General features: G+C 72.9%; 13 protein-coding genes. 1 reads left to right on the forward strand and 12 read right to left on the reverse strand.

Features of this window, described 5'->3' with window-relative positions; genetic code table 11:
- Positions 1-54: 54 nt before the first annotated feature.
- The 6 genes from BJ984_RS05270 to BJ984_RS05295 form a co-directional block, all read right to left on the reverse strand.
- The gene (locus BJ984_RS05270) at positions 55-1,551 is read right to left on the reverse strand and encodes an aldehyde dehydrogenase family protein (RefSeq protein WP_179547140.1); all 1,497 of its coding nucleotides are present in this window, start codon (positions 1,549-1,551) and stop codon (positions 55-57) included.
- A 100-nt stretch (positions 1,552-1,651) separates the two neighbouring features.
- Positions 1,652-2,800: a mandelate racemase/muconate lactonizing enzyme family protein gene (locus BJ984_RS05275; protein WP_179547141.1), complete on the reverse strand. Its 1,149-nt coding sequence runs from the start codon at positions 2,798-2,800 to the stop codon at positions 1,652-1,654.
- Positions 2,797-3,768 (reverse strand): dihydrodipicolinate synthase family protein, encoded by a 972-nt coding sequence (locus BJ984_RS05280; RefSeq protein WP_179547142.1) that lies wholly within the window; start codon positions 3,766-3,768, stop codon positions 2,797-2,799. Before BJ984_RS05280 ends, BJ984_RS05275 begins: the two co-directional genes overlap by 4 nt.
- Complete coding sequence (locus BJ984_RS05285) at positions 3,765-5,168, reverse strand: MFS transporter (RefSeq protein WP_179547143.1); 1,404 nt, start codon at positions 5,166-5,168, stop codon at positions 3,765-3,767. The genes BJ984_RS05280 and BJ984_RS05285 overlap by 4 nt, the downstream gene beginning before the upstream one ends.
- A gap of 97 nt (positions 5,169-5,265) precedes the next feature.
- Positions 5,266-5,943, reverse strand: coding sequence for a GntR family transcriptional regulator (locus tag BJ984_RS05290; RefSeq protein WP_179547144.1), 678 nt, complete (start codon positions 5,941-5,943; stop codon positions 5,266-5,268).
- A gap of 73 nt (positions 5,944-6,016) precedes the next feature.
- The gene (locus tag BJ984_RS05295; RefSeq protein ID WP_179547145.1) at positions 6,017-6,577 is read right to left on the reverse strand and encodes a TetR/AcrR family transcriptional regulator; all 561 of its coding nucleotides are present in this window, start codon (positions 6,575-6,577) and stop codon (positions 6,017-6,019) included.
- A gap of 95 nt (positions 6,578-6,672) precedes the next feature.
- On the opposite strand from BJ984_RS05295, the gene BJ984_RS05300 reads away from it, so the two are divergent.
- The gene (locus tag BJ984_RS05300) at positions 6,673-7,509 is read left to right on the forward strand and encodes an alpha/beta fold hydrolase (RefSeq protein WP_179547146.1); all 837 of its coding nucleotides are present in this window, start codon (positions 6,673-6,675) and stop codon (positions 7,507-7,509) included.
- A 69-nt stretch (positions 7,510-7,578) separates the two neighbouring features.
- Here BJ984_RS05300 and BJ984_RS05305 read toward each other — a convergent pair whose 3' ends face one another.
- The 6 genes from BJ984_RS05305 to BJ984_RS05330 form a co-directional block, all read right to left on the reverse strand.
- Positions 7,579-8,049 carry a DUF805 domain-containing protein gene (locus tag BJ984_RS05305; RefSeq protein ID WP_179547147.1) on the reverse strand — a complete coding sequence of 157 codons (471 nt, stop codon included), beginning with the start codon at positions 8,047-8,049 and terminating at the stop codon, positions 7,579-7,581.
- Between the two features lie 115 nt (positions 8,050-8,164).
- Positions 8,165-9,382: an MFS transporter gene (locus tag BJ984_RS05310; protein WP_271206409.1), complete on the reverse strand. Its 1,218-nt coding sequence runs from the start codon at positions 9,380-9,382 to the stop codon at positions 8,165-8,167.
- A gap of 31 nt (positions 9,383-9,413) precedes the next feature.
- Positions 9,414-10,232 carry an ABC transporter ATP-binding protein gene (locus BJ984_RS05315; protein WP_179547148.1) on the reverse strand — a complete coding sequence of 273 codons (819 nt, stop codon included), beginning with the start codon at positions 10,230-10,232 and terminating at the stop codon, positions 9,414-9,416.
- The gene (locus BJ984_RS05320) at positions 10,229-11,281 is read right to left on the reverse strand and encodes a FecCD family ABC transporter permease (RefSeq protein ID WP_373877388.1); all 1,053 of its coding nucleotides are present in this window, start codon (positions 11,279-11,281) and stop codon (positions 10,229-10,231) included. The genes BJ984_RS05315 and BJ984_RS05320 overlap by 4 nt, the downstream gene beginning before the upstream one ends.
- Positions 11,278-12,324, reverse strand: a complete 1,047-nt coding sequence (locus BJ984_RS05325; protein WP_271206410.1) for a FecCD family ABC transporter permease — start codon at positions 12,322-12,324, stop codon at positions 11,278-11,280. Before BJ984_RS05325 ends, BJ984_RS05320 begins: the two co-directional genes overlap by 4 nt.
- Positions 12,321-13,349 carry an iron-siderophore ABC transporter substrate-binding protein gene (locus BJ984_RS05330; RefSeq protein ID WP_179547149.1) on the reverse strand — a complete coding sequence of 343 codons (1,029 nt, stop codon included), beginning with the start codon at positions 13,347-13,349 and terminating at the stop codon, positions 12,321-12,323. Before BJ984_RS05330 ends, BJ984_RS05325 begins: the two co-directional genes overlap by 4 nt.
- Between the last annotated feature and the right edge of the window lie 8 nt (positions 13,350-13,357).

A 13,357-nucleotide genomic window follows, 5' to 3' on the forward strand; every position in this document is an offset into this window, starting at 1 on the left:
GCCCGCGTCGCCGCTAGCCGGCGCCACCCGGGAGGGCCGGGAGGGCAGGCGGCCTCACGGCAGCACGAGCACCCCGTCCACGCGCCGCGGGAAATCGACCGGCCCGTCACGCAGCTCGGCCGGCAGCTCGGCCTCCGGCGCGTTCTGCCACGCCACCGGCCGCAGGTACCGCCGGATCGAGGTCGCGCCCACCGAGGTGTGCACCGAGTCGGTCGAGGGCCACGGCCCGCCGTGGTGCTGCGCCCAGGCGACGGCCACTCCCGTCGGGTACTGGTCGTAGAGGATGCGCCCCGCGCTCGCCGTGACCGCGGCCCGGGCCGCGGGAACGCCGGCGTCTCCGGGCTCGAGGAACAGCGTCGCGGTCAGCGTTCCGGGCAGGCCCGCGGCGAGCCGGGCGGCGTGCTCGTCGTCGCGGTAGCGCGCCACCACGGCGACGGGCCCGAAGCACTCCTCGGCCAGGCGGCCGGCCAGCTCCTCGCCGTCGAACTCGACGACGGCCGGGGAGGTCGACCCGGTGGCGGATGCCGAGCCACCGCTCAGCAGCGAGGCGCCGGGAACGGCCGCGAGCGAGGCGAGCCCGTCACGGTAGGCGTCGGCCATGCCGAGAGTGAGCGCCGGCTTGGCGTCCACGGCGGCGACCGCAGAGGCCAGAGCCGCGACGAGGGCGTCGCCCGAGGCGCCCGCCGGCACGAGCGCGATGCCCGGCTTGGTGCAGAACTGCCCGCCGCCCTGCACGATGGACGCGGCGAGACCCGCGGCGATCGTGTCGGCCCGGGCCGCCGCGGCGGCGGGCGAGACGAGCACCGGGTTGATGCTGCCGAGCTCACCGTAGAACGGGATCGGCGACGGCCGGGCCGCCGCCAGCTCGGCCAGCGCGCGTCCGCCACCGGGCGACCCGGTGAAGCTCGCGGCGCGGATCGCCGGCGCCTGCACGAGGTCGATCCCCGCCTGGTAGCCGTAGACCACCGACACGGCGCGCCCCACCACGGGATCGGTCACCTCGGCGGTCACCGACGCGACGAGGGCGCTGGTGGCCGGATGCGCGGGATGCGCCTTCACGACGACCCCCGCTCCGGCGGCCAGCGCGGCCGCGGTGTCCCCGCCCGGCACCGAGAAGGCGAGGGGGAAGTTGCTCGCGGCGTAGACGGCGACGGGGCCGAGCGGAACGAGCATCCGGCGCAGATCGGGCCGCGGGCCCATGGGGGTGTCGCCCGCGTGGTCGATGACGGCCTCGAGGTAGGAGCCCTCGCGCAGCACCTCGGCGAAGAAGCGCAGCTGGAAGGCCGTGCGGCTGAGCTCGCCGTTCAGGCGGATCGAACCGAGGGCCGTCTCGGAGTCGGCGGCGGCGACGACGTCGTCGCGCCGGGCCTCCAGCGCGTCGGCGATCGACTCGAGCAGGCGGGCCCGGCCCGTGCGGCCGAGGGCCTGGAGGCGGGTCGTCGCGGCGGTTGCGGCCGAGACGGCGGCGGCGAGGCCGGCCGAGTCGGTCTCCTCGAGGTCGAGGGTGCGGCGCACGCCGGTCGCCGGGTCGGTGGTGGTGATGGAGGTCATGCTGTCGTGCTCCTTCGTCTCAAGGGGTCGGGTCGGGTCGAGCCGGGCCGCCAGGTCGACGGCGGGCGGCCGGCGGGGCGGCGGTCGGTGGGCTGGCGCCCTACATCCACCCCGTCGACCCGTCCGGCTTCACCGGCACCCGCCGCTCCCAGTGCACCCAGTCGTCCTCCACCAGGGCCGTCTCGTCGATCGTGATGCCCCAGCCGGGCCGGTCGGGCCGCAGCTCGAGGTGACCGTCGACGGGCGTGTAGGGGTCGTGGCACCACGAGACCGGGTCGGGCTTGTACTCGAGGATCGAGAAGTTCGTCGTCGCCGCCGCGAAGTGCACGTTCGCCGCGGTCGCGAGCGGCCCGAGCGGGTTGTGCGGCGCCACGGGCACGTAGTGGGCCTCGGCGAGGTGCGCGATCTTGACCATCTGGGTCAGCCCGCCCACCACGCAGATGTCGGGCTGCACGATGTCGGCGCCCTGCACCGAGAGCAGCCCGAGGAACTCGTTGGGGGAGTAGAGCGACTCGCCGGTCGCGAGCGGCACCGAGAGCGCCGACAGCTCCGCGCGGATGCGCGCCCAGGCCGGCAGGTACTCGGGCCGGATCGGCTCCTCGAGGAAGAGCGGGTCGTTCGGCGCGAGAGCGGCGCCGAGCGCCACCGCCTGCTGCGGCGACCAGAGGCAGGCGTGGGCGTCGAAGGCGAACTCGAAGTCGTCGGGATGCGCATCCCGCACCTCACCGAAGTACCGCCCGAGCTCGGCGGCCACCACCCCGAAGCGGTGCCGGTGCAGCTCGGTGCGGTAGGGGCTCAGCTTGAAGGCGGTGAAGCCCTCGGTCTCGTGCAGCCGGGTGGTGCGGTCGAGCAGCTCGGGCACGTCGGGGGCCGAGTAGAGGCCGGCGTAGACGCGCACCCGGTCGCGCACCGCGCCGCCGAGCAGCTGGTAGACGGGCAGCCCGGCGGCCTTGCCCGCGATGTCCCACAGCGCGTGGTCGATCGCCGCGAGGGCCGCGAGGCCGAGGGCGCCGGGCGGGAACCGCGACGACTGAAGCAGCAGCTGCGCCACGAACGAGGTGCGGCGCGCGTCGATGCCCTTGATCTGCTCGAACAGGTACTCCAGCAGCGGCGGGAAGGCGAGGTCGGGGCCGTGGTTGTACACCTCGGCCCAGCCCTCGAGGCCGTCGTCGGTGGTGATCTTCACCAGCACCCGGGGGCGGTCGCCGACGCGCTGCAGGTAGGTGTCGAGCCGCTCGATCACGGTCATGCGGGCACCGCGGCAGTCTCGACGTCGCGCTGCAGGGGAGGCGCGGCGGGCCAGTCGGCGATCGACTCGCGCACCTCCTCCCGGGCGCTCGCGGAGAGCGGGGCGCTCGGTGGCCGCAGCTCGCGGCGGCAGAGGCCGAGCTGGTGCATGGCCTCCTTGACGACCGCCACGTTGTCGGCCGAGCGGCCCCGGGCCCGCAGGTGCTCGAACTGACGGATGCTCCGCCACACGGTCTCGGCCTCCGCCGGGTCGCCCCCACGGAGCGCCTCGAGCATCGCGAGCGAGGTGGCGGGCACCACGTTCACCAGCCCCGAGGTGAAGGCCCGCGCGCCGCCCTGCCAGTACGACGGGGCGTACGACTCGGCGAGCCCGGCGATCCACAGCACCTCGGATGCCGTGGCGGCGGCCACCTCCGAGCGCACGGTGGCGAACACCACCGGGTCGGGCACCGAGTACTTCAGCGCCACCACGTTCGGCGCCGCGTCGATCAGCCGAGCGATCTCGGCGCCGCCGATCAGCGTCGAGCTCAGGTAGGGCACCACCCCGATCTCGGGCACGGCCGAGGCGATGGCGACGTTGTAGTCGATCCAGCCCTCCGGCGAGAGGTAGGGCAGCACCGGCTGGTGCACCATCACGGCGTCGGCCCCGGCGTCGCGGGCGAAGCGGGCGTCGGCGATCGCGGTGGTGAGGTCGAGCCCCACTCCGCCGATGATCGTCACCCGGCCGGCCGCCGCATCCGTCACCGTTCGGAGCACCGCGCGGCGCTCCTCGGGCGAGAGGGCGTAGAACTCGCCCGTGTTGCCGTTCGGCGTGAGCGCCGTGACGCCGGCGACGACGAGCCGGTCGACCAGGGCGGTGAGCAGCGGATGATCGATCCCACCGCTCGCGTCGAACGGCACGACGGGGATGCCGACGACGGTGGAGAGTCGGGCGATCAGGGCGTCGCGGTCGAGGCCGGATGCGGTCATGACGAGGTCCTTTCGGAGGGCGGGACGGTGGTGCCACTGGGCGGGACGGTGGCGTCGGCGGGTGGGACGGTGACGTCGGAGAGGGGGACGACGGGCTTGATGCGCACCCAGAACCCGTAGATCGCGGCACTGATCAGGCAGCTGAGCGCGGCGAAGACGAGCGGGCCGACGTAGGAGTTGTCGCTGAAGGTGAGGAACAGGCCGATGGCGATCGGGCTGATCAGGTTGCCGAGCTGCGAGCCGAAGTTCTGGAACCCGGCGACCGAGCCGACGGTGTCGCGCGACTCGGCGACCTCGGCCGGCAGGCTGAGGATGGCCGCGCCGGCGAAGGAGTGCGCCGCGCTGGAGACGGTGAGCACCACCATCACGAGCACGTTCGACTCGATGAAGGGGCTGAAGCCGATGCAGGCGCTCAGCACCAGTCCCGCGATGATCGGGATCTTGCGCGCGGCTCCCGCCGAGACCTTCCCCGAGGCCAGCAGGCGGTCGGAGACGATGCCGCCGAGAACGGTCGCGCCGATCGCGATGACGGCGGGGATCGCACCGACCAGCCCGAACTCCTCCTTCGACAAGCCGCGGTCGTTCAGCAGGTAGCTGGGGTACCAGGTGAGGAAGAAGGCGCCGGCGAGCGAGCGGAAGACGTAGCCGAACATCAGCGCCCAGACCTGGTTGTTGCGCAGCAGCGCGCGCCACGGCTTCTTCTCACCGGTCGACGCGGCGGCCACCATCTCGCCCTGGTCGGAGTTGATGTACTCGAGCTCCTCCGCGTTGACGCGGCGGTGCTTCTCGGGGGCGCGGTACACCGCCAGCCACCCGACCACCCAGAGTGCGCCCACGACACCGATGAGCAGGAAGGCGAAGCGCCATCCGGCGAACACCGCGAGCGCGGTGACGACCGGGATCGACAGCGCGGTGCCGATCTGCTGCCCCATGTCGAACAGGCTCGACGCGAAGGCGCGCTCGCGGCGGGGGAACCAGCGCGAGACGACCTTGACGTTGGCCGGCTGCACCGGCGCCTCGCCGATGCCGAGGCCGAGGCGGAAGACGATCGTCGAGACGACGCCGGTGGAGAGGGCGGTGAGGGCGGTCCAGATCGACCACCAGCCGACGGCGATCGGGTAGATCACGCGCGGCCCGAACTTGTCGAGCAGCCAGCCGCTCGGGATCTGGAACAGCGCGTAGGTCCAGAAGAACGACGACAGCAGCACGCCCTGGATGGCGGGGCCGATCTCGAACTCCTCGGCCATGAAGGGCAGCGCCACGGCGAGCGCGGCGCGGTCGAGGTAGGCGATGGTGAGACCGAGGGCCGAGAAGCCCACGATCGTCCAGCGCATGTTCGAGCGCTTCCGGCGGACGTCGGGCGTGGCCGCGGGGGCCGGTTTTGTATCATTGTGAAGCATCGTTGCTCCTTCGTAAGCGACGGTGACCGCTCCGTGAGGAGCGTTGAACGACGGGGCGGCTCGGGATCTTGGCGGTGAACGAGCCGTCTCCCCACTTCTAGGCGGATCCCCCTTCCGGAGTCGGGTGCTCAGCCGGCACGACGTGCCGGCGGGCGAAGTCGGCGATGTGCTCGCGCACGAGTCGCGCGGCGCCCTCGGAATCGCCCGTCTGGGCGACCTCCAGGATGCGGGCGTGCTCCTCGGCCTCCCGCTGCCACGAGGCGCTGCGCGCCCAGGAGCCGGCGGAGATGAGGGCGATCTGGTCGCGCAGGCCGTCGAGGGTCTGCAGCAGCAGCGGGTTCCCGGAGTGGCGGTAGAGGGCGCGGTGGAACTCGCGGTTCGCCATGCTGCGCTCCGAGCCGCTCTCGGCGGCCGAGGCGCGGGCGAGGGCGTCGGCCGCGCCCGTGAGGTCGGCGCCGGAGGCGATGCTGCGCCGCACGGCCTCGGGCTCGAGCAGGAGTCGCATGTCGTAGATGGCGACCGCGTCGTCGTCGCTGAACACCCGCACGATCGCGCCGGTGTACGGGCGGATGACCACCAGGCCCGTTCCTTCGAGCGTCTTCAGTGCCTCGCGCACGGGAGTCTTCGAGACGCCGAGGCGGCCGGCGAGCTCGGCCTCGACGAGCGCCTCACCCGGTTCGAGCTGCCCGTTCAGGATGGCGCTCTTCAGGATCTCGAGCACGTGGGACGTGCGGGACGTCGTCCCGACCGGCCCGAACTGCGTCGTCGCTGCCATGCGCACTCCCTCGTGGTATTTCGTACATCATATATGACGGCCCACCGAGCGCAAGAGCGCGGCCACCCGAGGATCAGGCCAGGGCGGCGTCGACCAGCACCTCGGCCGCCGCGCGGGCGTGGCCGGCCGCTGAGGCGTCGCCTGCGATCGCGGCAGTGGTCTGCGCGCCCTCCGCGAGGATGGCGAGCTGCGGAGCGAGCGACGGCGGAGCGCCCGCCTCGGCCGCGAGGCGCGCCATCTCGTCCTGGAACGACTGCTTGTGGGAGCGGATCAGTGCGCTCACCGCCGGGCTCACGCCGCCGAGCTCGCCGAAGGCGTTGATGAAGCCGCAGCCCCGGAAGCTCTCGTCGGCGAACCAGGCCGAGAGGTAGTCGTAGACGGCGAGGATTCGCGAGCGGGGGTCGCTCCGGGCTCCGACGACCGCGTCCAGTCCGCTGGTCCACTGCTCGTGCCGCCGTTCGAGCATGGCGAGCACGATGCTCTCCTTCGACGGGAACACCGAGTAGAGGCGCCGCAGGCTCACGCCGGCCGCGTCGCGCACCTCGTCCATGCCCACGGCGCTGAAGCCGCGGGAGTAGAAGAGGGCGTCGGCGGCGTCGAGCACGCGATCCCGGGCATCCGTCTCTGCAGTCATATGACCAGTGTACTTGCGCTGAGAACGATGGTTCTCCTATACTCGGACGCAGATGAGAACGAGCGTTCTCACTGTCGGAAGGAAAGGCACACACCATGGGCTACATCACCGTCGGCACCGAGAACACCGACTCGGTCGAGCTGTACTACGAAGACCACGGCACGGGCCAGCCGGTCGTCCTGATCCACGGCTTCCCGCTCGACGGCCACTCCTGGGAGAAGCAGTCGGCCGCGCTGCTCGACGCCGGCTACCGCGTCATCACCTACGACCGCCGCGGCTTCGGGCAGTCGAGCCAGCCGACCACCGGCTACGACTACGACACCTTCGCGAGCGACCTCAACACGGTGCTCGAGACCCTCGACGTGACGGATGCGGTGCTCGTCGGGTTCTCGATGGGCACCGGCGAGGTGGGCCGCTACCTCGGCCGCTACGGTTCCGGCCGCGTGGCGAAGGCCGCGTTCCTCGCATCGCTCGAGCCCTACCTGTTGAAGACCGACGACAACCCCGACGGCGCCGCCCCGCTGGAGTTCTTCGAAGGCATCGTCGACGCCGTGAAGGCCGACCGCTATGCCTACTTCACCGGCTTCTACCAGGACTTCTACAACCTCGACGAGAACCTTGGCAGCCGCATCTCCGAGGAGGTCGTGCGCGCCAGCTGGAACACCGCCGCCGGCAGCGGCTTCTTCGCCGCGGCCGCCGCCCCGCTGACCTGGTTCACCGACTTCCGCGCCGACATCGCGAAGATCGACGTGCCGGCGCTCATCCTGCACGGCACCGGTGACCGCATCCTGCCCATCGACGCCACCGGCCGCCTCTTCGCGAAGGCCCTGCCGAACGCCGACTACGTCGAGATCGAGGGCGCCCCGCACGGCCTGCTCTGGACGCACGCGGCCGAGGTCAACGAGGCGCTGCTCGGCTTCCTCGCGAAGTAGCCCCGCGACGACGAAGGGCCGGCTCGATGCCGGCCCTTCCGATGTTCCTGGGTGCGAGCGCAGCCCCGCCTAGCGGTCGAAGCGCCGGCCGGCCGGGTCGGAGGCCGACACGAAGAACACGAGCAGGATGATCGCACCCACGATCGGGATGAGGATCAGCAGGTACCACGCGCCGCTGCGGTTCGTGTCGTGCAGCCGGCGCCACGCGAGCGCGAGCGTCGGGATGATCGTGGCGAGCGCCCAGATGCCGGCGATCACGGAGACCACGGTGGCGCCGGCCGACATGGTGGTCTCGCCGCTCATGGCCATGCCCGCGCCGCCGGCGGCGAACGAGGCGATATTGAGCACGGCGCTGACGATGAACACGACGAGCGCCCACCACCAGTACTCGCTGCGGCTGGCCCGCCCCGAGAAGGTCGCGTACTTCTGGAAGAAGCGCTTCGCGGCGACGCCGAACGGCGCCCCGTAGTAGGGCTGGTCGAGCGGCGGCTCGCCGCCCTGGGTCTGGTGCGGGTAGGTTGCCGGGCTGCCGGTCGTCATGGCGATCTCCTCGTTGTCGTGCGTGGTCGTCGCCGAGCCTAGGGCCGCGGCGGCCCCGGCCTCCGGATGCCGACGCGCCCCAAAACGGGGGCGGTGCAGGCGGAGAGCCGGCACGCTAGGCGGCCCCGGGAACCCGCCGCCGTGTCGAGAGCACGCCCGCGAACACCAGAGCCAGCAGCCCGGCGATCGGCACGATCAGCAGGCCCACCCGCAGGCTCGTGGCGTCCGCCACCGCCCCGACGATCGGCGGGGAGACGAGGAAGCCCACCCGCAGCAGCCAGCTGACGATCGTCAGCCCCGTGCCGGGGCGGAACCCCGGCAGCTCGTCGGCCGCCTGCATGGCGGCGGGGATGAGCGTGGACACCCCGAGTCCCGCGAGCCCGAACCCCGCGATCGTGCCCCAGACGGTCGGGAAGGCCAGCGCGAGCCCCATCCCGACCAGCACGATCGCGCCGCCGGCCCTAGCCACCGCGCGCTGGCCGAACCGGTCGACGAGGCCGTCGCCGAGCATCCGGCCCACGAACTGCATGCCCTGCAGGGCGACGAAGCCGAGCCCTGCGAGGAAGGCCGAGGTGCCGAGCGAGCCCGAGAGATAGAGCGCCGACCACGAGGCGCCCGAGTCCTCGACGACGGCGCCCACCGAGGCGATCACCACCAGCGCGAGCAGCACCCCGTACTTCGCGAGCGCGCCGACCCGGGCGCGCACCGCAGCGGGGGTGACGGATGCCGCCGGCTCCACGACCTCGAGCGGCTCCGGGCCGGGCAGCAGCAGTCGGTAGGCGACGAGGGCCGCCACCGAGAACAGCACCCCGCTCAGTGCCAGGTGCAGCGGGATCGGCACCGCGAACTGCGCGGCGGCCGCGCCCAGCACGCCGCCCGAGACGGCGCCGATGCTCCAGATGGCGTGGAAGGAGTTCAGGATCGAGCGCCCGTAGAGCCGCTGCACCCGCAGGGCATGGGAGTTCTGCGCCACGTCGGTGATCGAGTCCATCGCCCCGGCGACGAACAGTCCGCCCGCGAGCACCGCCCACGACGAGCCGGAGCCCGCGACCAGGATGCCGACGGCCGACAGGATGGTCGCCACCACCGCCACCCGCGAGGAGCGGAACCGCCGCACCAGGGCGCCCGCGCTCAGCCCGGCGAGCAGGGCGCCCACGGGGAAGGCCGCGACGGCGAGGCCGAACGAGGTCTTGCTGAGGTCGAGCTGCTCGACCAGCTCCGGGTAGCGCGGCAGCAGGTTCGCGAAGATCGCGCCGTTCGTGAAGAACAGCACGGCCGCACCGAGGCGGGCCCGGCGGGCGAGGGACGTCGGGCGCGGGCGTTCGGCGGTCACCGTCCTCACGCTAACAGTCGGAGCGCCGGCCTCAGGCGGGGGAGCGGTCGGCCACCACGTGGTGCCGCCCGAGCGGCAGCATCAGCGGCTTCCCCGAGGTGGGGTCGGCGATGATCCGGTTCTCGAGCCCGAAGACGGTGCGCACGACGTCCTCGGTGAGCACCTCGGCAGGGGTGCCCGCGGCGTGCACCCGTCCGTCGGCGAGCGCCACCAGGTGGTCGGCGTAGCGCGCGGCCAGGTTCAGGTCGTGCAGCACCATCACGATCGTCGTGCCGCGCGTGCGGTTGAGGTCGGTGAGCAGGTCGAGCACGTCGATCTGGTGGCTGACGTCGAGGAAGGTCGTCGGCTCGTCCAGCAGCAGCAGGTCGGTCTGCTGCGCGAGCGCCATCGCGATCCAGACCCGCTGGCGCTGGCCGCCCGAGAGCTCGTCGACGGGACGGTCGGCGAGCGCGACGGTCTCGGTGGCCTCCAGGGCGGCGGCGACCGCGGCGTCGTCGGCGGCGTTCCAGCGGGCGAACAGGCTCTGGTGCGGGTGCCGCCCGCGGCCCACGAGGTCGGAGACCGTGATGCCCTCGGGCGCGATGGGCGACTGCGGTAGGAGACCGAGGGTGCGCGCGAGCTCCTTGGCGGGCATCCGATGCACCTGCTTGCCGTCGAGCAGCACCTGGCCGCCCTTCGGGGCGAGCAGCCGCGACATCGAGCGCAGCAGCGTCGACTTGCCGCAGGCGTTGGCGCCCACGATGGCGGTCACCGCGCCGGGCGGCACGGCCAGGTCGAGGCCGTCCACGACGGTGCGGTCGCCGTAGCCGAGGGTGAGGTCGGCGGCGACGAGGGTGTGGCCACGGGTCACAGCGAGCCTCCTGAGCGGTTCGAGCGGATGATCAGATAGACGAGATACGGGGCGCCGAGCACTCCCGTGACGACGCCGACGGGGTAGCGCGTGCCGAACGCGAACTGGCCCACGAAGTCGGCGACCACCACGAGCAGTGCGCCCACGAGCGCCGCGGGCACGAGCAGGGAGCCGCCCGGCCCCACCAGCCGCGCGGCGATCGGGCCGGAGAGGAACGCGACGAACGCGATGGGCCCCGCGGCGGCCGTGGCGAAGGCGATCAGGCCCACGGCGGCGACGATGACGATGAGCCTCGTGCGGTCGACGCGAACGCCGAGCGCCGAGGCGGCGTCGTCGCCGAGCTGCGTGACGGCGAGGTTGCGGCCCTGGCCGAGCAGCACGGGGGAGAGCAGCACGACCGCGGCGAGCACGGGCAGCACCTGCGGCCAGCTGGTGCCGTTCAGGCTGCCGGTGAGCCAGCGCATGGCCTCCTGCAGGTCCCACTGCGCGGCCTGCGAGAGCACGTAGGCGGTGACGCTGTCGAGCATCGCGGCCACGCCGATGCCGATCAGGATGAGCCGGGTGCCGGCGACCCCGCTGCGGTACGAGAGCAGGTAGATCAGCAGCGCGACGGCGAGCCCGACGACGATGGCGAAGACCGAGACCTCGGTGGCGCCGAGCGAGAGGGTGACGATCGCGAAGGCGGCGGCGGCGCTCGCGCCCGAGCTGATTCCGATGATGTCGGGACTCGCGAGCGGGTTCCGCAGCATGGTCTGGAAGGCGACCCCGCCGAGGCCGAACGACAGCCCCGCCAGCACGGCGAGGGCCGTGCGTGGCAGCCGGAGGCGTCCGACGGTGAACGAGGCGCCCGGAACGTCCTGCCCCAGGATGACGCCGAGCACGTCGGCGGGCGGGTAGAAGGTGCGGCCGGCCATCAGGCTGACGGCGGCCATCACGGCGATGAGCAGGGCGAGCAGCACGATCACGGTGCGGCGGCGGCGGGCTCTCGTGGCGCGGCCGTGCTGCACCGCATCCGTCGTCGCCGTCGGGGCGCGGTCGAGCAGCGTCACAGGCTCTTCACCTTCTGCCGGCGCACGATCGCGATGAAGAAGGGCGCCCCCACGAGCGCGGTGATGATGCCCACGTCGATCTCGGCGGGGCGCGCGACGACGCGGCCGAGGATGTCGGCGGCGGTCAGCAGGCACGCGCCCACGACGGCCGAGAACGGCAGCAGCCAGCGGTGGTCGACGCCGACCAGGAGCCGGCAGGCGTGCGGCACGACGAGGCCGACGAAGCCGATCGGCCCGGCGATCGCGGTGACGGCGCCGCAGAGCACGACCGCGCCGAGGGCCGCTCCGCCCCGGGCCAGGGCCACGCGCTCGCCGAGGCCGGCCGCGAGCTCGTCGCCGAGGGCGAGGGAGTTGAGGCCGCGCGCCGAGAGCAGGCAGATCACGAAGCCCGATATCACGAACGGCAGCACCTGCTGGATGCTCGCCGCGGTCGCCCCGCCGACGCCCCCGATCTGCCACGAGCGCACGCTGTCGGAGATGTCGCCGCGCGGCAGCACGATGGCGCTGGTGAACGACACGAGGGCCGCGGAGGTGGCGGCGCCCGCGAGCGCGAGTTTCAGCGGGGTCGCCCCGCCGCGGCCGAGCGAGCCCACCACGTAGACGAAGACGGCGGCGATCGCGGCGCCGGCGATGGCCACCCAGATCTGCGCCGAGGCGCTCGCCAGGCCGAAGAAGGCGATGCCGGTCACCACGGCGAGCGACGCGCCCATGTTCACGCCCAGGATGCCCGGGTCGGCCAGCGGGTTGCGCGTGACGCCCTGCATCACGGCCCCCGACACGGCCAGGGCGGCCCCCGCCAGCACGGCGAGCAGGGTGCGGGGGATGCGCGTCGCGACCGCGGCCCGGTCGAAGCCGTCGGTGGCGCCGCCGAGGGCCGCGACGATGTCGTCCCAGCCGACTTCGCGCGACCCCACGGCGACGCTCGCCGCCGCGAGCGCCACGAGCACCGCCGCCGCGATCAGCAGCCAGAGCGCACGCAGCCGCCTCGGGCGCCGCACGGCGGCGGCTCCCGAGGCGGCGGGTGCGACGGCGGTCGAGGTCACGCCTTGTCGGCGGCCTCGGCGAGCAGTGCCAGGTAGTCGTCGAGCACCCACGAGATCGACAGCGGCGTGGGGTTCGCGGCGGTGCCGAGCGGGGTGGTGCCGGGCAGGGCGACGATCGCCTTGTTCGCCACCGCGGGCATCTGCGACAGCAGCGGGTCGGCCTCGAGCGCGGTCAGCAGCTCGTCGCCGCCGTACGTGACGATGATGTCGATGTCGGTGAACGCGTCGGCCTGCTCGGCGCTCTGGGTGAGGGCGAAGAGGTCGGTCGTGGCCGAAGCAGTGGCGATGCTCTCGGGGGTGGTCAGGCCGAGGTCGTCGAAGAACATCGCCCGGGTGTCGTGGGTCGTGTAGAAGCTGACCTCGCTGAGGTCGGCGGTGTCGACGTGGGTGAGGAAGGCGGCCGAGGTGCCTTCGAGCTGCGGGTACTCCGCTGCGGCGTCGGATATCTGGGTCTCGAGGTCGGCGATGAGCTCCTCGCCCTCGGCCTTCTTGCCGATGGCCTCGCTGTTCAGCTCGATCATCTCGCGCCACGGGGTGCCCCAGGCGGTCTCGGGGTAGGCCACGACGGGGGCGATCTCGCTCAGCGTGTCGTAGTCCTCCTGCGTGAGCCCGGAGTAGGCGGCGAGGATCACGTCGGGGTCGGTGTCGGCGACGGCCTCGAAGTCGATGCCGTCGGTCTCGTCGAAGAGCACGGGGGTCTCGGCGCCGAGCTCGGTCAGCTTCTCCTCGACCCAGGGCAGCAGGCCGTCGCCGTCGTCGTCGCCGAAGTTGGCGGCGGCCATGCCGACGGGCACCACCCCGAGGGCGAGCGGCACCTCGTGGTTCGCCCAGTTGACGGTGGCCACGCGCTCGGGCTGCGTCTCGATCACGGTGGTGCCGAGGGCGTGCTCGATGGTGATCGGCTCGAAGGCGCCGTCGGTCGACGAGGCGTCGGTGCCGGCCGACGAGGGCGACGAGCAGGCGGCGAGCGAGGCGGTGAGCAGGGCCGCCGTGGTGAGGGCGGCGAAGCGCGTGACGCGGGGCATGGAGGTGC

Origin of the sequence: Herbiconiux flava (genome assembly GCF_013409865.1) — a bacterium.
Lineage (GTDB): Bacteria > Actinomycetota > Actinomycetes > Actinomycetales > Microbacteriaceae > Herbiconiux > Herbiconiux flava.